The 16,966-nt window shown below is 59.2% G+C and carries 21 protein-coding genes; 18 read left to right on the top strand and 3 right to left on the bottom strand.

What is annotated here, in order from left to right; all coding sequences use genetic code 11:
- The first annotated feature begins 378 nt into the window (after positions 1 to 378).
- The 6 genes from rutA to ACP7E4_RS08175 all read left to right on the top strand — a co-directional run bounded on the left by rutA (position 379) and on the right by ACP7E4_RS08175 (position 4,400).
- Entirely contained in the window at positions 379 to 1,461 is a 1,083-nt protein-coding gene (gene rutA / locus ACP7E4_RS08200; protein WP_426115022.1) for a pyrimidine utilization protein A, read from the top strand.
- Positions 1,461 to 2,201: a pyrimidine utilization protein B gene (gene rutB, locus ACP7E4_RS08195; RefSeq protein WP_426115024.1), complete on the top strand. Its 741-nt coding sequence runs from the start codon at positions 1,461 to 1,463 to the stop codon at positions 2,199 to 2,201. The genes rutA and rutB overlap by 1 nt, the downstream gene beginning before the upstream one ends.
- An 11-nt stretch (positions 2,202 to 2,212) precedes the next feature.
- A complete protein-coding gene (gene rutC, locus ACP7E4_RS08190) occupies positions 2,213 to 2,596 on the top strand; it encodes a pyrimidine utilization protein C (RefSeq protein WP_426115026.1) in 384 nt (127 codons plus the stop codon).
- Positions 2,597 to 2,641: 45 nt separating this feature from the next.
- Complete coding sequence (gene rutD, locus ACP7E4_RS08185) at positions 2,642 to 3,445, top strand: pyrimidine utilization protein D (RefSeq protein WP_426115028.1); 804 nt, start codon at positions 2,642 to 2,644, stop codon at positions 3,443 to 3,445.
- Positions 3,436 to 3,981, top strand: a complete 546-nt coding sequence (gene rutF, locus ACP7E4_RS08180) for an NADH-dependent FMN reductase RutF (RefSeq protein ID WP_426115030.1) — start codon at positions 3,436 to 3,438, stop codon at positions 3,979 to 3,981. Before rutD ends, rutF begins: the two co-directional genes overlap by 10 nt.
- Before the next feature lie 194 nt (positions 3,982 to 4,175).
- Positions 4,176 to 4,400 (top strand): DUF6555 family protein, encoded by a 225-nt coding sequence (locus ACP7E4_RS08175; RefSeq protein WP_020292631.1) that lies wholly within the window; start codon positions 4,176 to 4,178, stop codon positions 4,398 to 4,400.
- Positions 4,401 to 4,425: 25 nt separating this feature from the next.
- Here ACP7E4_RS08175 and ACP7E4_RS08170 read toward each other — a convergent pair whose 3' ends face one another.
- Both ACP7E4_RS08170 and ACP7E4_RS08165 read right to left on the bottom strand, forming a co-directional pair.
- The gene (locus tag ACP7E4_RS08170; RefSeq protein WP_426115032.1) at positions 4,426 to 4,659 is read right to left on the bottom strand and encodes a hypothetical protein; all 234 of its coding nucleotides are present in this window, start codon (positions 4,657 to 4,659) and stop codon (positions 4,426 to 4,428) included.
- A gap of 175 nt (positions 4,660 to 4,834) precedes the next feature.
- Positions 4,835 to 5,023 (bottom strand): DUF2188 domain-containing protein, encoded by a 189-nt coding sequence (locus ACP7E4_RS08165; RefSeq protein ID WP_426115034.1) that lies wholly within the window; start codon positions 5,021 to 5,023, stop codon positions 4,835 to 4,837.
- A 242-nt stretch (positions 5,024 to 5,265) separates the two neighbouring features.
- Between ACP7E4_RS08165 and ACP7E4_RS08160 the strand changes: the two genes are divergently transcribed.
- The 6 genes from ACP7E4_RS08160 to ACP7E4_RS08135 all read left to right on the top strand — a co-directional run bounded on the left by ACP7E4_RS08160 (position 5,266) and on the right by ACP7E4_RS08135 (position 10,370).
- A complete protein-coding gene (locus ACP7E4_RS08160) occupies positions 5,266 to 5,856 on the top strand; it encodes an amino acid synthesis family protein (protein WP_426115036.1) in 591 nt (196 codons plus the stop codon).
- Between the two features lie 36 nt (positions 5,857 to 5,892).
- Positions 5,893 to 6,723, top strand: a complete 831-nt coding sequence (locus ACP7E4_RS08155; protein ID WP_426115038.1) for an alpha/beta fold hydrolase — start codon at positions 5,893 to 5,895, stop codon at positions 6,721 to 6,723.
- Positions 6,720 to 8,201 carry an aldehyde dehydrogenase gene (locus ACP7E4_RS08150; protein ID WP_426115040.1) on the top strand — a complete coding sequence of 494 codons (1,482 nt, stop codon included), beginning with the start codon at positions 6,720 to 6,722 and terminating at the stop codon, positions 8,199 to 8,201. The genes ACP7E4_RS08155 and ACP7E4_RS08150 overlap by 4 nt, the downstream gene beginning before the upstream one ends.
- 169 nt (positions 8,202 to 8,370) lie before the next feature.
- Positions 8,371 to 8,856 (top strand): flavin reductase family protein, encoded by a 486-nt coding sequence (locus ACP7E4_RS08145; RefSeq protein ID WP_426115042.1) that lies wholly within the window; start codon positions 8,371 to 8,373, stop codon positions 8,854 to 8,856.
- Positions 8,857 to 9,052: 196 nt separating this feature from the next.
- On the top strand, positions 9,053 to 9,805 hold the full coding sequence (locus ACP7E4_RS08140; protein WP_426115044.1) for a GntR family transcriptional regulator: 753 nt from the start codon (positions 9,053 to 9,055) through the stop codon (positions 9,803 to 9,805).
- Position 9,806: 1 nt separating this feature from the next.
- Positions 9,807 to 10,370 (top strand): NUDIX hydrolase, encoded by a 564-nt coding sequence (locus ACP7E4_RS08135; RefSeq protein ID WP_426115046.1) that lies wholly within the window; start codon positions 9,807 to 9,809, stop codon positions 10,368 to 10,370.
- A 127-nt stretch (positions 10,371 to 10,497) separates the two neighbouring features.
- Here the strand turns inward: ACP7E4_RS08135 and ACP7E4_RS08130 are convergent, their stop codons facing one another.
- Positions 10,498 to 10,785, bottom strand: a complete 288-nt coding sequence (locus ACP7E4_RS08130; protein WP_426115048.1) for a DUF1330 domain-containing protein — start codon at positions 10,783 to 10,785, stop codon at positions 10,498 to 10,500.
- 95 nt (positions 10,786 to 10,880) lie between these two features.
- On the opposite strand from ACP7E4_RS08130, the gene ribBA reads away from it, so the two are divergent.
- From ribBA to ACP7E4_RS08100, 6 genes are all read left to right on the top strand, one after another.
- Positions 10,881 to 11,990: a bifunctional 3,4-dihydroxy-2-butanone-4-phosphate synthase/GTP cyclohydrolase II gene (ribBA, locus tag ACP7E4_RS08125; RefSeq protein WP_426115051.1), complete on the top strand. Its 1,110-nt coding sequence runs from the start codon at positions 10,881 to 10,883 to the stop codon at positions 11,988 to 11,990.
- A gap of 361 nt (positions 11,991 to 12,351) precedes the next feature.
- Positions 12,352 to 13,377, top strand: coding sequence for an ABC transporter substrate-binding protein (locus tag ACP7E4_RS08120; protein ID WP_426115054.1), 1,026 nt, complete (start codon positions 12,352 to 12,354; stop codon positions 13,375 to 13,377).
- A complete protein-coding gene (locus ACP7E4_RS08115; RefSeq protein WP_426115057.1) occupies positions 13,362 to 14,318 on the top strand; it encodes an ABC transporter permease in 957 nt (318 codons plus the stop codon). Before ACP7E4_RS08120 ends, ACP7E4_RS08115 begins: the two co-directional genes overlap by 16 nt.
- 6 nt (positions 14,319 to 14,324) lie before the next feature.
- Positions 14,325 to 15,140, top strand: coding sequence for an ABC transporter permease (locus tag ACP7E4_RS08110; RefSeq protein ID WP_331149442.1), 816 nt, complete (start codon positions 14,325 to 14,327; stop codon positions 15,138 to 15,140).
- A complete protein-coding gene (locus ACP7E4_RS08105; protein ID WP_426115061.1) occupies positions 15,137 to 16,291 on the top strand; it encodes an ABC transporter ATP-binding protein in 1,155 nt (384 codons plus the stop codon). Before ACP7E4_RS08110 ends, ACP7E4_RS08105 begins: the two co-directional genes overlap by 4 nt.
- Before the next feature lie 168 nt (positions 16,292 to 16,459).
- Positions 16,460 to 16,945 (top strand): flavin reductase family protein, encoded by a 486-nt coding sequence (locus ACP7E4_RS08100; RefSeq protein WP_426115063.1) that lies wholly within the window; start codon positions 16,460 to 16,462, stop codon positions 16,943 to 16,945.
- Positions 16,946 to 16,966 lie beyond the last annotated feature (21 nt).

The following is a 16,966-nucleotide window of genomic DNA, read 5'->3' as shown; positions in this document are numbered from 1 at the left end:
TCGATAGTGCGTAGCGCGCACTTTACCAACCTTTGACGGCAATCGCCTTGTGCGGGCTTCGTGGGAGCGACTTCATTCGCGAATAGCATCTTGCTTCGACACTTTTTTTGCGCCTGCACCACCGCTTTCCCGGATAAATCCGGTCCCACCGTCTGGAGTGCGTATCGCATTCGGCGTTTCTGCCCCATCGCCGTGCGCCGCGCACAAACCAAGTGCTCTAACCTGGACCAAATGGTCTGAAATTTACTCAGTTATTTACCAAGTCATTGTTTTAAATACACTAATAAAATCTGGCCTGCTTCATGCAAAAGCTCTTGCGTACCGTGTTACCCACTCGCTGGGCAACGCAATCATCATTCGCATGCAAGAGGCCTTCTCATGGATATTGGAATCTTCATTCCCATCGGCAACAACGGCTGGCTCATTTCAAGCAATGCGCCGCAGTACATGCCGACCTTTGAGTTGAACAAGGAAATCGTGCAGAAGGCCGAGCATTACGGCTTCGAGTTTGCGCTGTCGATGATCAAGCTGCGCGGTTTTGGCGGCAAGACCGAGTTCTGGGAACACAACATGGAGTCGTTCACGCTGATGGCCGGGCTCGCCGCCGTCACCCGCCGAATTCATCTGTTCGCAACGGTTGCCACGCTGACCATTCCGCCGGCCATCGTCGCGCGCATGGCGTCAACCATCGATTCGATTTCCGGCGGCCGCTTCGGCGTCAATCTGGTGACTGGCTGGCAAAAGCCGGAGTACGAGCAAATGGGCATGTGGCCGGGGGACGAATTCTTCTCGACCCGTTATGAATATCTCGCCGAGTACGCGCAGGTGTTGCGTGATTTGTGGAGCACCGGGCACAGCGACCTCAAAGGCAAGTATTTCACCATGAACGACTGCCGGGTCAGCCCCAAACCCCAGGCTGACATGAAGCTCATCTGCGCCGGGCAAAGTGACGCCGGCATGGCGTTTTCCTCGCAATACGCCGACTACAACTTCTGCTTCGGCAAGGGCGTAAACACGCCAATGGCCTATGCGCCGACTGCCGCGAAGCTGATCGAAGCCAACAAAAAAACCGGCCGCAATGTCACGTCCTGTCCGCTGTTCATGATCATCGCCGATGACACCGACGAAGCCGCCCGTGCCCGCTGGGAGCACATCAAGGCTGGCGCCGACGAAGAAGCCATTGCATGGCTCAGCGAAAAAGGCGCGGCGGACAAGAGCCCCGGTTCGAACATGCGGCAGATGGCCGATCCGACTTCTGCGGTGAACATCAACATGGGCACCCTGGTCGGCTCGTGGGCCAGTGTGGCGCGGATGCTCGATGAAGTCGCGACGGTGCCTGGCACCCAGGGCGTGATGCTGACCTTCGACGATTTCGTGAAGGGTGTCGAAGACTTCGGGCAAAAAATCCAGCCGCTGATGACCAGCCGCCAACACATCAACCCACTGCAGGAATCCGCCTGATGAATGCACCCGCGCGCACTTCCGGTTATCTGCTGCCGGAATCCACACTGCCGGCACGGCAACTGCCGGCACGTCCTGAAGCGCTGAGCATGAAGGCCAGCGAGACCGCACTGATCGTGGTCGACATGCAAAACGCCTATTCGACGCTGGGCGGTTATCTGGACCTGGCCGGTTTCGATGTCAGCAGCACCGGGCCGGTCATCGCCAATATTCAGAAAGCGCTGACGACTGCCCGCGCCGCCGGGATGCCGGTGATTTTCTTTCAGAACGGCTGGGACCCGGATTACGTCGAAGCCGGTGGCCCCGGCTCGCCCAACTGGCATAAATCCAACGCGCTGAAAACCATGCGCAAGCGCCCTGAACTGCAAGGCAAGTTGCTCGCCAAAGGTGGCTGGGATTATCAACTGGTGGATGAACTCCAGCCGCAGCCCGGCGACATTGTGGTGCCGAAAACCCGCTACAGCGGTTTCTTCAATACCAACTTCGACAGCCTGTTGCGCAGTCGCGGCATCCGCAACCTGGTGTTCACCGGCATTGCCACCAACGTCTGCGTCGAATCAACCCTGCGCGATGGCTTTTTCCTCGAATACTTCGGCGTGGTGCTGGCGGATGCGACCCATCAGGCCGGTCCAGAGTTTGCCCAGCAGGCTGCACTGTTCAACATCGAAACCTTCTTTGGCTGGGTGTCCAGCGTCGAAGATTTCTGCACCACCTTCAGCACCCAAACCGCTGCGACCTGAGGAGCTTCATCATGCCCAAGAAATCCATCATCCCCACCGGCACCAGCAAACCTATTGCGCCCTTCGTGCCCGGTTCCATGGCGGATGGCGTGCTGTATGTGTCCGGCACATTGCCCTTCGACAAGGACAACAACGTCGTCCATGTCGGTGATGCAACGGCGCAAACCCGCCATGTTCTGGAAACCATCAAAAGTGTGATCGAAACCGCTGGCGGCACGATGGATGACGTGACCTTCAACATGATCATGATTCGCGACTGGGCGGATTACGCCAAGGTCAACGAAGTGTATGCCGAATACTTCGCCGGGGAAAAACCTGCGCGTTATTGCATCCAGTGCGGCCTGGTGAAACCCGAAGCCTTGATCGAAATTGCCAGCATTGCGCACATCGGCTGAACCCATAACGAAGCGGACGCACGAGCGTCCGCGCTGGAGTCTTGCATGCACTACGAAATACTCGGCTGCCAGGCAGCGGACGCACCGACGTTGGTGTTGAGCTCCGGTCTGGGTGGTTCAGCACGTTTCTGGGCGCCGCAGCTGCCGGTGCTCATTGAGCAAAACCGCGTCGTGGTCTACGACCAGGCGGGAACCGGGCGCAGTCCGGCCAGCCTTGCCGAGGACTACTCGATTGCGAGCATGGCCGGTGAGTTGCTGGACATGCTCGATGAACTGGACATCCAGCATTGCCATTTCATTGGCCATGCGCTGGGCGGACTGGTCGGGCTGGAGCTGGCCCTGCAACGCCCGCAATTGCTCCAGAGCATGGTGCTGATCAACGCCTGGAGCAGCCCCAACCCCCACAGCGAGCGCTGTTTCGCAATCCGCAAAAACCTCCTGCGCGATACCGGCCCGGCAGCTTACGTTCAGGCCCAGGCGCTGTTTTTGTACCCTGCCGACTGGATCGCCGCGCACAGCGCACAACTGGCCGAAGACGAGGCCCACGCCCTGGCGCACTTCCCGCAAACCGATAACCTGCTGCGGCGCATCGCAGCCCTGCAAGCCTTCGACATTGAAGATCGTCTGGCGCAGATCAACACGCCGACACTGCTGATCGCCAATCGCGACGATATGCTCGTGCCGTGGCAACGCTCGCAGCATCTGGCGGACAAGCTGTCCGGAGCGCGTCTGGCATTGCTCGACTACGGGGGTCACGCCTCCAGTGTCAGCGACGTCGAACCCTTCAATCGTTTACTTGTTGAGTATCTGGCTGGTCAGGCCCGAGCGGAGACACTGATATGCAAATAGCCGAATTCCCCGTTGTCGCGCCAACGACCACACCAGCGCCGATTGCCCAGCAGGATTTTCGCGACGCCATGGCTGGCCTGGCCGCAGCCGTCAACGTCATCACCACTGATGGCCCCCATGGCCGTTTCGGTTTTACCGCCACAGCGGTGTGCAGCGTGACGGATTCGCCGCCTACCCTGCTGGTTTGCCTGAATCGCTCGGCGTCGGTGCATCCGGCCCTTACCGCTCATGCAACGCTCTGCATCAATACCCTGACCAGCGAACAGCGCGACCTGTCCAATCTATTCGGTGGCAAGACGCCCATGGCCGAACGCTTCGCCGCCGCACAATGGTCTGAATGGGTAACCGGCGCGCCGGTTCTGGATGGCGCGGCGGCGTCTTTTGATTGCCGGGTCAGCCAGACCGTCAGCGTTGGAACTCATGACATTCTATTCTGCGAAGTGTTGGCACTGCGTCGGCAGAAGGACGCAGCGGCACTGGTGTATTTCGACCGAAACTATCACGGTTTGCCTAATGTGCAGTCGTCGGCGAACTGAGAAAACCACTCAAATGAATGGCACGAATCAGCAAGCAAATTCAGACGAATGACCAGTGGCAAGCGAAAATAACATCGTATTGCCACCTTTTTATCGTGCAACTTTCTGCAACATGCCGATCATCGGAAGTCGCGAATTTTCCCAACTACGAGGACTCCATCTATCGACTACATCAACAACAGAGGGATGCAGACATGCATCATTCCAGACATTACCGGATCGACTATTTATTACACGGCAAGTATAAGAGCTTCTATGTCTGCGCCCCGGCAATGGACAACGCGTCAGCCTGGAACTGGGCTGCCGTGGATGCTGGATTTGGCCAGATACCCAAATACCGGATGGACAAAGTCCCCGTTATAAGTAAACCCAAAGCCGAGCAATTCGGCTTGAGTGATGTGCAGTGGACAGAGTCATGAGCTTTATTTAAAAGTTCCTCTTCGTTCAATGCACGAGCGCTCTCAAACGGGCCTCCAGCGCTGTTTCGAAGAACAAATGCAAGTTGTCAATATCACTGTGACTCATCGTTCCCGCAGCCTCCAGGCCTAGCACAAACCCATCGGCACGTGCGCCAGACTTTACCGCCTGGATCATTGAATTCGCTTGTTCTATCTGTTTGAGCAGGCGCATTACCTGGCGTTTGACGGGTTCGGTGAGGATCAGTGTCTCGATGTTCATCTCTATCTGCGTCTCGTTAATCATTTGAATAAGGACACGCTGTCAGACAACGCCGCCCGGTGCCATTGATTACGAAATAGCACTTCGTAGAAAGTTTGCCTGATCTTTACTCAGGCGGACGAACGGCGACCCGAAAAGCCCCGGCGTGTACCGAGGCTACCTGTTCTGATCGGGATTATTGGCGCTCCGCTCGCTGCACCCTTGCCTGATAGGCGGGCAAGGAGGCCGCATAGGCCAAGGCCTCCTGTCGAGTACCAAACGAGCCTAACCGATCATCCTTGGTACAGACTTTCCACGGGCCGTTATTAACGCTGATGACTTGATAACCATTGATTTGCATCTTCGAGAGCATGGGCGTGCTCATACAGTTACCTCCATTTCAGTTAAAGAGAAAGGGAATGCCTGCCTACCTTACACCTCGGCGAAGGCGATCCGCGTGCCTTACGTCGCGTCACCCTCAACCCCCGTAATCCCGGCAGCAAGCTGCCTCGCACAATCACGTCCAGCAGATTTGACCTGTGACCCGTGCAGAAAGATTTGCACGTTCAATATTATGGTATACCATCAGACGCAATACACACCAACAACCCTGTCTGGGAGCCACTCATGAGTTTCGAAATTCGCAAAATCGTCAGCTACGCCGAGGAAACATTTATCGAAGGCGGCAAAGCCACCGACAAACCGGTGACCATGATCGGCCTTGCCGTGGTGATCAAAAACCCGTGGCTGGGCCGTGGTTTCGTTGAAGACCTGAAGCCGGAAATCCGCGCCAGTTGTTCGCAGCTGGGCGAGTTGATGGTCCAGCGCCTGACCGATGCCATCGGTGGTGCCGACAAAATCGAAGCCTATGGCAAAGCAGCAGTCGTCGGTGCCGATGGCGAGATCGAACATGCTTCGGCGGTGATCCATACCTTACGCTTTGGCAATCATTACCGCGAAGCGGTCAAGGCCAAGAGCTACCTGAGTTTTACCAACAAGCGCGGCGGTCCCGGCACCTCGATTCAGATCCCGATGATGCACAAGGATGACGAAGGTCTGCGCTCGCACTACGTCACCCTGGAAATGAAGATCGAAGACGCGCCACGCGCCGATGAAATCGTCGTGGTGCTCGGGGCTGCCAACGGTGGGCGTCTGCATCCACGGATCGGCAATCGCTATATCGATCTGGAAGAACTGGCCGCCGAGAAAGCCCAGTAAGGCTCTCCGGTAAGACTCATAGTGCAGGAGCGATCCATGATTCGGCTCACCGCTGAACGCACCCCCGCCGGCACCAGTTACCTGGCGACCGGCCAAGGCCATCCCGTGGTGTTGATCCATGGCGTTGGTTTGAACAAAGAGATGTGGGGCGGCCAGGTCGTAGGTCTGGCTCCGCACTATCAGGTCATCGCCTACGACATGCTCGGCCATGGCGCCAGTCCGCGCCCGGCAGCCGACACGCAATTGCGCGGTTATGCCGAACAGCTGGAAGAATTGCTCGAGCATCTGGGCCTGGCGCAAGCCACAGTCATCGGTTTCTCCATGGGCGGGCTGGTCGCCCGGGCTTTTGCCTTGCACTTTCCGCAGCGCATGTCCGGCATGGTGATTCTCAACAGCGTGTTCAACCGCTCTGCCGAGCAACGTGCCAGCGTCATTGCCCGTACCAGCCAGGCCGCCGAGTACGGGCCGGACGCCAACGCGGCCGAAGCTTTATCGCGCTGGTTCAGCCGTGAATATCAGGCGGCCAACCCGGCGCAGATCGCGGCCATCCGCCAGGTATTGGCAGATAACGATCCGCAAGGCTATCTGACGACATACACCTTGTTCGCTACCCAGGACATGTACCGCGCCGATGACCTGAATCGTATTCAAGTGCCGACCCTGATCGCCACCGGCGAACTGGATCCCGGCTCCACCCCGGAAATGGCGCGGCAACTGGCCTCGCATATTCCGGGGGCGCAAGTGGCGATACTCCCCGAACAGAGGCATATGATGCCGGTGGAGTCGCCGCGTCTGGTCAACCAGGTATTGCTGGAGTTTCTGACCAAGGCTGACGTAAACAATCAGGCAAAGGGGATCGTTGCATGACGCTCGCGCGCTTTCAGATGTGTATTGATGGGCAATGGGTCGACGCCCTCTCCGGCAAGACATTCCAGAGCCTCAACCCGGCGCTGGCCCAACCCTGGGCCGAGTTGCCCGACGCCGACGAAGCCGATGTGGACCGTGCCGTGCAGGCCGCGCAGCGGGCGTTCGACAACCCGGTCTGGCGCAAACTGACCGCCACGGCGCGGGGCAAGTTGCTGCGCCGGCTCGGTGACCTGATCGCCGAAAACAAGGAACAGCTGGCTCAGCTCGAAAGCCGCGATAACGGCAAGCTGATTCGCGAGACCCGCGGCCAGGTCAGCTATCTGCCCGAATTCTTTCATTACACCGCAGGCCTGGCGGACAAGCTCGAAGGCGGCACCCTGCCGCTGGACAAGCCCGACCTGTTTGCCTACACGGTGCACGAACCCATGGGCGTGGTGGCCGGGATCATTCCCTGGAACAGCCCGCTTTATCTGACCGCCATCAAACTCGCGCCAGCGCTGGCCGCTGGCAACACCATTGTCCTCAAGCCTTCGGAGCATGCATCGGCCACCGTGCTGGAACTGGCGCGCCTGGCCCTTGAGGCAGGATTCCCTCCGGGTGTGGTCAACGTCGTGACCGGTTATGGCCCAAGTACCGGCGCGGCCCTGACCCGTCACCCGCTGGTGCGCAAGATCGCCTTTACTGGCGGCGCGGCCACTGCCCGGCATGTGGTGCGCAGTAGCGCCGAAAACTTCGCCAAATTGTCGTTGGAACTGGGCGGTAAATCGCCAAACATTATCTTCGCCGACGCCGATCTGGACAGCGCCATCAATGGCGCGATTGCCGGGATCTACGCCGCGTCCGGGCAGAGCTGCGTATCCGGCTCGCGATTGTTGGTGCAAGACGAAATCTATGACGAGTTCGTTGATCGCCTGGTGGCGCGCGCCAAACGCATCCGCATTGGCAATCCTCAGGAAGACGCCAGCGAGATGGGACCAATGGCCACCGGGCAACAACTGGCGGTGGTCGAAGGCCTGGTTGCCGATGCGCTGGCCGAAGGTGCGCGCCTGCGCACTGGCGGCAAACGACCGCAAATGGACACTGAAGGCTGGTACTACGAACCGACGCTGTTCGAGTGCGACCGCAACTCGATGAAGATCATGCAGGAAGAAGTGTTCGGCCCGGTGGCTTCGGTGATTCGTTTCAAGGACGAAGCAGAGGCCCTGGCCATCGCCAATGACTCGCAATTCGGCCTTGCCGCAGGCATCTGGACCCGTGACCTGGGCCGCGCCCATCGCCTGGCCCGGGATGTTCGCTCCGGAATCATCTGGGTCAATACCTATCGCGCAGTGTCCGCCATGGCCCCTATCGGCGGCTTCAAGAACAGCGGCTACGGGCGCGAAAGCGGCATCGATTCGGTGCTGGCCTATACCGAGCTGAAAACGGTGTGGATCAACCTGTCGGCAGAGCCAATGCCGGATCCGTTTGTGATGCGTTGAAATCACTAAAGGGAACTGTGGGTCTGTGGGAGCAAGCTTGCTTGCGAAGACAACGCTCAGGTCCAACAGATCTTCCGGTAGTAACAACCTTCGCGAGCAAGCTCGCTCCCACAAACAGCATCTCAACTCAGATCAACCAAATAGTGCATTTGATTAATGAGGCCCCGAAATGATCGAACCTGGTATTTACAAAGAAGTCATGGGCTCGTTTCCGTCCGGCGTCACGGTGGTCACCACCCTGGATGCCGAGGGCGGGATCGTCGGTATCACCGCCAGCGCGTTCAGTGCCCTGTCCATCGAGCCGGCGCTGGTCCTGTTCTGCCCCAACTACGCATCGGACACTTACCCGATCCTGCGCGACAGCAAACAGTTCGCCATTCACCTGCTGTCCGCCGACCAGACCGCCGAAGCCTATGCGTTCGCCAGCAAGGGCAAGGAAAAGGCCAAGGGCATCGAATGGCATTTGAGCGAACTGGGCAATCCACTGCTGGGCAAGGCCACGGCGATCATCGAATGCGAGCTGTGGCGCGAATACGATGGCGGCGATCACGCGATCATCGTCGGTGCGGTGCGCAATCTGATCCTGCCGGAAACCCCGGCCACGCCGATGATTTATCACCGGGGCAAGCTGGGTCCGCTGCCGGTCCTGGTCTGACGGGCATCGATCGCGCAGTGAAGTCCGGCTCGGTTGCAGTCAGCGTGTCGCTTGCGCAGGCCCGCGTGATAAACTCGGCGCTGTTTTTTGCCTGTGCCATCGGGAGTTTTTCCGATTCATGGCCATGCACCAGACTTGCAGAGCATAAAGGCTCTTTTCGCTTCACCCATGACAGTCACAATCAGAGCGGGACTCCATGAAACGCCTTCCACTCGACGACAGCTTCAAGGTCAATCGCAACCCTATTACCCTGCGCGAAATCGTGCTCGACAAGCTGCGTAGCGCCATCATGAATTTCCAGCTGCTGCCCGGCGACCGCCTGGTGGAGCGCGATCTGTGCGAGCGCCTGGGCGTAAGTCGCACTTCGGTCCGCGAAGCGCTGCGCCATCTGGAATCCGAGGGCCTGGTGGAGTTCGCCGACGCCAAAGGGCCGCGGGTGGCAATCATCACTCTGGAAGATGCCTGCGATATCTACGAGCTGCGCTGTGTGCTCGAAGGCCTGATCGTGCAGTTGTTTACCCTGCGCGCCAAGGCCAAGAATATCCGGGCGCTGGAAAAAGCCCTCGAAGAAAACCGCAAGGCGCTCAACGAAGGTGAACTGCAACAGGTCATCGACTCGGTACAGAGCTTCTACGACGTGCTGCTCGAAGGTTCGGGCAACCATGTCGCCGCCACTCAATTGCGCCAGTTGCAGGCACGTATCAGTTACCTGCGGGCGACCTCCGTGTCCCAGGAAAACCGCCGCAGCGCCAGTAACGCAGAGATGGAACGCATCGTCGCAGCGATCAAGAGCGGTGATCCGCTGGCCGCGCACCAGGCGTCGGTGGATCACGTGCGCAGCGCCGCCAAAGTGGCGCTGGATTACCTCAAGCTCAAGCAGAACGATGGCAGCAAGGTTCGGGAAATCGTCGAGCCGGTGGCCCTCAAAGAACCGCGCATAGGCCGCTGAAATGACCGCCCCGCGCTTCTGTCCGCAGTGTGGTGGCGCTGACCTCGCTCAGCGCATTCCAGCGGGTGACACACACTCGCGATTGATCTGCGGCAGTTGCGCGTACGTTCATTACGTCAATCCGAAGATCATTGCCGGCTGCATCATCGAGCAGGACGGCAAGTATCTTCTGTGTCAGCGCGCCATACCGCCGCGTCCCGGCACCTGGACGCTGCCGGCAGGTTTCATGGAAAGCGGCGAAACCACCGAACAGGCCGCACTGCGTGAAGTCTGGGAAGAAACCGGGGTCCGCGCCGAAATCGTTTCGCCCTACTCGATCTTCAGCGTGCCGCGCATCAGCGAGGTGTACATCGTATTCCGCGCCCTCGCTCTTGAGATCACCGGCCAGTTCGGCCCGGAAACCCTCGCCTGCCGCTTCTTCGCCCCGGAAGACATTCCGTGGGACAGCATCTATTACCCGGCCATCCGGCAGATCCTCGAGCGCTACATCGAAGAACGCCAGACCGGCTCATACGGGATTTACGTGGGTAATGACGATACGGGCAAGGTGCATTTCATTCGCTGAACTGCGCGGCCACTGAGTGAACCTGGTGGGAGCGAGCTTGCTCGCGAAGGGGCAAGTTCGGCCGACCCATTTTCTCAGCTTTATTTAACAGCTTCGCGAGCAAGCTCGCTCCCACAAGAGCCGCCTCTCAAACCCCTTCCACAATCACAATCTCGGCCGTCGACGCGCCCTGGCGATAGCTCAGCGCATCCTGATACTCCGCCGAGCGGTAACAGGCCAGCGCCTGTTCATACGAATCGAATTCGATCACCACGGTGCGCTGCGGCGTTGCCTTACCTTCCACGGCCTCGCTACGCCCTCCTCTGGCCAGAAACCTGCCGCCATACAGCTGGAACGCGGCCGGGGCGCGCTGGGTATAGCCGCAATATTGCTCCGGATCGTTCACGTCCACCTGCGCAATCCAATAAGCCTTCATCTTCACCTCCGCCCTTGAAAAATATCTGTCGCTTATGATTTATCTGTCTTATGGTATACCACAAATAAACAGCAACACGACAGCCGGAGCCAGCCATGCCCTTCAACCGAATCGAAGAAATCATAGAGGATTACCGTCAGGGCAAGATGGTCCTGCTGGTGGATGACGAAGACCGGGAGAACGAAGGCGATCTGCTGCTCGCGGCGGACTGTTGCGATGCCCAGGCGATCAGCTTCATGGCTCGCGAGGCGCGTGGCCTGATTTGCCTGACCCTGACCGACGAGCATTGCCAGCGTCTGGGCCTGGAACAAATGGTGCCCAGCAATGGCAGCGTGTTCGCCACGGCTTTTACGGTGTCCATCGAAGCGGCCAGCGGCGTTAGCACCGGTATTTCCGCTGCCGACCGGGCCCGGACGGTCGCCGCTGCGGTGGCCAGCGGTGCCTGCGCCGACGATCTGGTGCAACCGGGGCATATCTTCCCGTTGCGCGCCCGGGAAGGTGGCGTGCTGACCCGCGCCGGGCATACCGAAGCCGGTTGTGACCTGGCGCGGCTGGCCGGTTTCACGCCCGCTTCGGTAATCGTCGAGGTCATGAACGACGACGGCACCATGGCCCGACGCCCGGATCTGGAAACCTTCGCCGCCCGACACGGCATCAAGATCGGCACCATCGCCGACCTGATTCACTACCGCTTGAGCACCGAACACACGGTTGTGCGCATCGGCGAACGGGAATTGCCGACGGTACACGGCACCTTCCGTCTGATCAGTTACGAGGACCGCATCGAAGGTGGCGTCCATATGGCAATGGTCATGGGCGATATCAAACGCGACCAGCCCACGCTGGTGCGAGTACACGTCATCGATCCGTTGCGGGATCTGGTGGGTGCCGAATACACCGGCCCCAGCAACTGGACGCTCTGGGCTGCGCTGCAAAAGGTCGCAGAGGTCGGCACTGGCGTGGTCGTGGTGCTGGCCAATCACGAGTCATCCCAGGCGCTGCTCGAACGTATCCCGCAATTGACCCAGCCACCCCGGCAGTTCAGCCGTTCGCAATCGCGGATTTACTCGGAGGTCGGCACCGGGGCGCAAATCCTGCAAGACGTTGGCGTCGGCAAACTGCGTCACATGGGCGCCCCGCTGAAATACGCAGGCTTGACTGGCTTCGATCTGGAAGTGGTGGAGACCCTGCCTTTCCCGGGATGAAAATCGCTAAAAACCTGTTTTTTTCGGGAATTTTTCTGTTTTACAGGCTGTTTTTCAAGCCGCCGACAACGCGCTGAAAGCCGTGCCACAAGGGCGTTTTTCCCAATATACAAAGGGTCTAAAGGCATTCACGGAGCATAAATTCAGTGATCTTTGACGCCTAAACCCTTGCAGAAAGTTTGGAATACCATAATATGATATTCCGTAGACCGAAATAACAGTCAGGCGCGCTCCAGCACAGGAGACAGCACAAACAACAGCCCCTGACACGGTCGCCCGTACAAAGGCCCAATGGACCTACTGCTCCCGATAAGCGGGCAACAACAGCCCGCTCAAAACACAACAAATGAGGGCGTACAAAATGGTGTTGAGTAAACGTGCAATTGCAGTCCTGGCGGCGAGTGTGTTGTCCGTATCAGGCGCCGCAGCGATGGCGGCCGAGAGCCTGAACTTCGTCAGTTGGGGCGGTTCGACGCAGGACGCCCAGAAGCAGGCCTGGGCGGCGCCTTTCAGCAAATCCAGCGGCATTGCGGTGGTGCAGGACGGGCCGACCGACTACGGCAAACTCAAGGCGATGGTTGAAAGCGGTAACGTGCAGTGGGACGTAGTGGACGTCGAAGCTGACTTCGCCCTGCGCGCCGCCAGCGAAGGGTTGCTGGAACCACTGGACTTCAACGTCATCAAGAAGGATCGCCTTGACCCGCGCTTCGTCTCCGAAAGCGGCGTGGGTTCGTTCTTCTTCTCCTTCGTGCTCGGCTACAACGAAGGCAAGACCGGCAAAAACAAGCCTGAAGACTGGGCGGCCCTGTTCGACACCAAAACCTTCCCTGGCAAACGCGCGCTGTACAAATGGCCAAGCCCTGGCGTACTGGAACTGGCGCTGCTGGCCGATGGCGTAGCCGCCGACAAGCTTTACCCGCTGGATCTGGATCGCGCCTTCAAGAAACTCGACACCATCAAGAAAGACATCGTCTGGTGGGGCGGCGGCGCACAATCCCAGCAGTTGCTGGCTTCCGGTGAAGTTTCCATGGGCCAGTTCTGGAATGGCCGAGTCTTCGCGGTGCAGCAGGATGGCGCGCCAGTGGGCGTGAGCTGGAAGCAGAACCTGGTCATGTCGGACTTCCTGGTGGTGCCAAAAGGCGCCAAGAACAAGGACGCAGCCATGAAGTTCATCGCCGAGGCCACCGCTGCCAAGGGCCAGGCCGACTTCTCCAACCTGACCGCCTATGCTCCGGTGAACCTGGACAGCGTGCAGCGTCTCGATTCGACACTGGCACCTAACCTGCCAACGGCGTACGCCAAGGACCAAATCACTCTCGACTTCGCGTACTGGGCCAAGAACGGTTCGGCCATCGCGACACGGTGGAACGAATGGCTGGTCAAATAAAAATGACGGCCGTCACGGCCCGTCAATCCAACCCGGCCGGTGGTGCGTCCAGCACCGCCGGCGCGGTACCGAGCCAGGCGGTGACAACGAAGCAGTCCGCTTCCTTGTCGCAGCGCTGGCGCGGCAGCCGCAATCTGCTCCCGGCCTTGATTTTTCTGGGTCTGTTCTTCTTCGCGCCGCTGATCGGGCTGTTGCTGCGCGGCGTGCTGGAGCCGACACCCGGCCTGGGCAACTACGAACAACTGTTCGCCAACTCCGCCTATTCCCGCGTGTTGTTCAATACCTTTTCGGTGGCCGGACTGGTCACGCTGTTTAGCCTGCTGCTGGGTTTCCCGCTGGCCTGGGCAATCACGCTGGTGCCACGCGGCTGGGGCCGCTGGATGTTGAACATCGTGCTGCTGTCGATGTGGACCAGCCTGTTGGCGCGCACCTATTCCTGGCTGGTGCTGCTGCAGGCTTCCGGGGTGATCAACAAAGCGCTGATGGCCATGGGTCTGATCGATCAGCCGCTGGAAATGGTGCACAACCTGACCGGCGTGGTGATCGGCATGAGTTACATCATGATTCCGTTCATCGTGCTGCCGTTGCAGGCAACCATGCAGGCGATTGATCCGATGGTATTGCAGGCCGGGTCGATCTGCGGCGCGAGTCCCTGGACCAACTTCTTCAAGGTGTTTTTGCCGCTGTGTCGGCCAGGGCTGTTTTCCGGCGGGTTGATGGTCTTCGTCATGTCTCTTGGTTATTACGTGACCCCGGCATTGCTCGGTGGCGCGCAGGACATGATGCTGCCGGAGTTCATCGTGCAGCAGGTGCAATCGTTCCTCAACTGGGGTCTGGCCAGCGCCGCTGCGGCACTGCTGATCGTGATCACCCTGGTGCTGTTTTACTTCTACCTGAAGCTCCAGCCGGAATCCCCGGTCGGCGCCAGCAACGCGAGGTAAGCCGACATGCTCCTGACTCCCAATGCCATGAGCCCGGGATTGCGCTTCGGGCTGTACCTGACCACGGCCCTGATCGCGCTGTTCCTGATCCTGCCCATCGTGTTTATCGTGCTGCTGTCGTTCGGTTCGTCGCAGTGGCTGGTATTTCCACCGCCGGGCTGGACGCTAAAGTGGTATCAGCAATTCTTCTCCAACCCGGAATGGATGGCCGCCGCGTTCGCCAGCCTGAAAGTCGCGGTGCTGACCACCATCTGCGCCGTCGCCCTCGGCCTGCCAACCGCCTTTGCCCTGGTGCGTGGGCGTTTTCCGGGTCGCGATCTGCTGTACGGCATCTTTACCCTGCCGATGATCGTGCCGCTGGTAATCATCGCGGTGGCGGTCTACGCGCTGTTCCTCAAGCTGGGTTACACCGGCACGCTGTTTTCATTCGTGGTCAGCCACGTGATCGTCGCCCTGCCCTTTACCATCATCTCGATCATCAACTCGCTGAAGCTGTTCGATCAGTCCATCGAAGACGCTGCGGTGATCTGCGGCGCATCGCGCATCCAGGCCATCGTCAAAGTGACTTTCCCCGGCATCCGTCCCGGCATGGTCGCCGGTGCCCTGTTCGCGTTTCTGGTCTCGTGGGATGAAGTGGTCCTCAGCGTGATGATGGCCAGCCCGAATCTGCAAACCCTACCTGTCAAAATGTGGACCACCCTGCGTCAGGACCTGACCCCCGTGATCGCCGTCGCCTCGACGCTGCTTATCGGTCTGTCAGTCATGGTCATGGTGATCGCAGCGACGCTGCGTCGACGCAACGAAGCGAGGAGTACGTCATGAGTGCGGTGATAAAAGAAGCCGGCCAGCAGGATCAGAAAACCCTGGTCAGCCTGTGCAACCTGAACAAGCATTACGGCGATTTTGCTGCCGTGGACAACATCTCGCTGGATATTCAGGACGGTGAATTCCTCACCTTCCTGGGCTCCAGCGGCTCGGGCAAAAGCACCACGCTGTCGATGCTGGCCGGGTTCGAAACGCCCAGCTCCGGGGAGATTCTGGTCAGCGGCAAGTCACTGGTCAACGTGCCGCCCCACAAGCGCGACATCGGCATGGTGTTCCAGCGCTACTCGCTGTTCCCGCATCTGTCCGTGCGCGACAACATCGCCTTCCCGCTGGCGATTCGCAAAATGGCCAGCGCCGAACGGGAAAAACGCGTGGACGCGATGCTCAAGCTGGTCCAGCTCGAACAGTTCGCCCATCGTCGCCCTTCACAGCTTTCCGGTGGCCAGCAGCAGCGCGTGGCCATTGCCCGGGCGCTGGTTTACGAGCCGCGCATTCTGTTGATGGATGAACCCCTCGGCGCGCTGGACAAGAAACTGCGCGAAGAATTGCAGGACGAACTGCGTCAGCTGCACCGCAGACTGGGCATCACCATTGTCTACGTGACCCACGACCAGGAAGAAGCCATGCGTCTGTCCCAGCGCATTGCGATCTTCAGCCACGGCAAGATCGTCGGTCTGGGCACCGGCTATGATTTGTATCAGAACCCGCCAAATGCCTTCGTCGCCTCGTTCCTGGGCAACTCCAACTTCCTCAAGCTCAAGGCCCAGGGCAATGCGGCCGGTAGTTTCGAAGGCCAGCCATTGTCGATTCGGCTGACCGCCAACCTGCAAACCGGTCAGGATGTATTGCTGATGATCCGCCCGGAAAAAGCCCAGGCGTTGAGCCTCGAACAGGCCGCCAGCGAACCCTTGCTGAGTGGCTGGAACGAAGTCACCGCCAGCGTCACCGAAGTGCTGTTCCTGGGCGAAAGCCAGACCTGCTCGGTGGTCACCGCCAGCGGCACGGCGATGACCGTCAAGGCGCTGTCCGCCACCGGCATGCCGATGAAACCGGGCGACAAGGTTCGCGTGCGCTGGGCCGCTGGTGATGCCTGCGTATATACCGAATGGGCCGAAAGCGATTTGAACAAGGTTGCTGGCGCCCACTGACCCTTGGTGTGTCGGCGATGCCCTCCATTGGAGGGCATCGTCGTTTTCAGCAAACCAAACGTCGCGTAAAAAGCACTTGCAACACCGGTATTACGGTATACCATAAACCAACAAACACGTTACTCATTACCAGAATGCAGCCAAGACCCGCACGCAGAGGAAACGAACATGATCGACGCAAATGCCTACAAGAATGTCATGGGCTCGTTCCCGTCCGGCGTGACGGTGATTACCACACTCAATGACCAAGGCGAAGTGGTCGGCCTGACCGCCAGCGCCTTCAGTTCGTTGTCCATGGATCCGCCGCTGGTGCTGTTCTGCCCCAATTACAGCTCGGACTCGTATCCGACCCTGATCAAGAACAAGCGCTTCGCAATCCATTTCCTGTCCGGCACCCAGCAAAGCGAAGCCTATGCCTTCGCGCGCAAGGGCAAGGACAAGGCCGCCGGCATCCAATGGACCCTGAGTGAACTGGGCAACCCGTTGCTCGCCAATGCCACGGCCATCATCGAGTGCGAACTGTGGCGCGAATATGAAGGCGGCGACCACGCAATCATGGTCGGCGCGGTGAAAAACCTGATCGTACCGGAGCTCCCAAACAGCCCGATGGTGTATTGCCGAGGCAAGATGGGCGCGTTGCCCGCTCTGGTTTGAGCCAGCGCAGCCCGGGCAATC

This window comes from Pseudomonas sp. DSP3-2-3, from assembly GCF_049898225.1.
GTDB lineage: Bacteria > Pseudomonadota > Gammaproteobacteria > Pseudomonadales > Pseudomonadaceae > Aquipseudomonas.
This window is presented reverse-complemented; position numbering and strand designations above follow the sequence as displayed.

Bases quoted from the DNA above. Each gene is read 5' to 3' on its own strand.
- rutA (WP_426115022.1), top strand. From the start codon at position 379: ATGGATATTGGAATCTTCATTCCCATCGGCAACAACGGCTGGCTCATT.
- rutB (WP_426115024.1), top strand. From the start codon at position 1,461: ATGAATGCACCCGCGCGCACTTCCGGTTATCTGCTGCCGGAATCCACA.
- rutC (WP_426115026.1), top strand. From the start codon at position 2,213: ATGCCCAAGAAATCCATCATCCCCACCGGCACCAGCAAACCTATTGCG.
- rutD (WP_426115028.1), top strand. From the start codon at position 2,642: ATGCACTACGAAATACTCGGCTGCCAGGCAGCGGACGCACCGACGTTG.
- rutF (WP_426115030.1), top strand. From the start codon at position 3,436: ATGCAAATAGCCGAATTCCCCGTTGTCGCGCCAACGACCACACCAGCG.
- ACP7E4_RS08175 (WP_020292631.1), top strand. From the start codon at position 4,176: ATGCATCATTCCAGACATTACCGGATCGACTATTTATTACACGGCAAG.
- ACP7E4_RS08170 (WP_426115032.1), bottom strand. From the start codon at position 4,659: ATGAACATCGAGACACTGATCCTCACCGAACCCGTCAAACGCCAGGTA.
- ACP7E4_RS08165 (WP_426115034.1), bottom strand. From the start codon at position 5,023: ATGAGCACGCCCATGCTCTCGAAGATGCAAATCAATGGTTATCAAGTC.
- ACP7E4_RS08160 (WP_426115036.1), top strand. From the start codon at position 5,266: ATGAGTTTCGAAATTCGCAAAATCGTCAGCTACGCCGAGGAAACATTT.
- ACP7E4_RS08155 (WP_426115038.1), top strand. From the start codon at position 5,893: ATGATTCGGCTCACCGCTGAACGCACCCCCGCCGGCACCAGTTACCTG.
- ACP7E4_RS08150 (WP_426115040.1), top strand. From the start codon at position 6,720: ATGACGCTCGCGCGCTTTCAGATGTGTATTGATGGGCAATGGGTCGAC.
- ACP7E4_RS08145 (WP_426115042.1), top strand. From the start codon at position 8,371: ATGATCGAACCTGGTATTTACAAAGAAGTCATGGGCTCGTTTCCGTCC.
- ACP7E4_RS08140 (WP_426115044.1), top strand. From the start codon at position 9,053: ATGAAACGCCTTCCACTCGACGACAGCTTCAAGGTCAATCGCAACCCT.
- ACP7E4_RS08135 (WP_426115046.1), top strand. From the start codon at position 9,807: ATGACCGCCCCGCGCTTCTGTCCGCAGTGTGGTGGCGCTGACCTCGCT.
- ACP7E4_RS08130 (WP_426115048.1), bottom strand. From the start codon at position 10,785: ATGAAGGCTTATTGGATTGCGCAGGTGGACGTGAACGATCCGGAGCAA.
- ribBA (WP_426115051.1), top strand. From the start codon at position 10,881: ATGCCCTTCAACCGAATCGAAGAAATCATAGAGGATTACCGTCAGGGC.
- ACP7E4_RS08120 (WP_426115054.1), top strand. From the start codon at position 12,352: ATGGTGTTGAGTAAACGTGCAATTGCAGTCCTGGCGGCGAGTGTGTTG.
- ACP7E4_RS08115 (WP_426115057.1), top strand. From the start codon at position 13,362: ATGGCTGGTCAAATAAAAATGACGGCCGTCACGGCCCGTCAATCCAAC.
- ACP7E4_RS08110 (WP_331149442.1), top strand. From the start codon at position 14,325: ATGCTCCTGACTCCCAATGCCATGAGCCCGGGATTGCGCTTCGGGCTG.
- ACP7E4_RS08105 (WP_426115061.1), top strand. From the start codon at position 15,137: ATGAGTGCGGTGATAAAAGAAGCCGGCCAGCAGGATCAGAAAACCCTG.
- ACP7E4_RS08100 (WP_426115063.1), top strand. From the start codon at position 16,460: ATGATCGACGCAAATGCCTACAAGAATGTCATGGGCTCGTTCCCGTCC.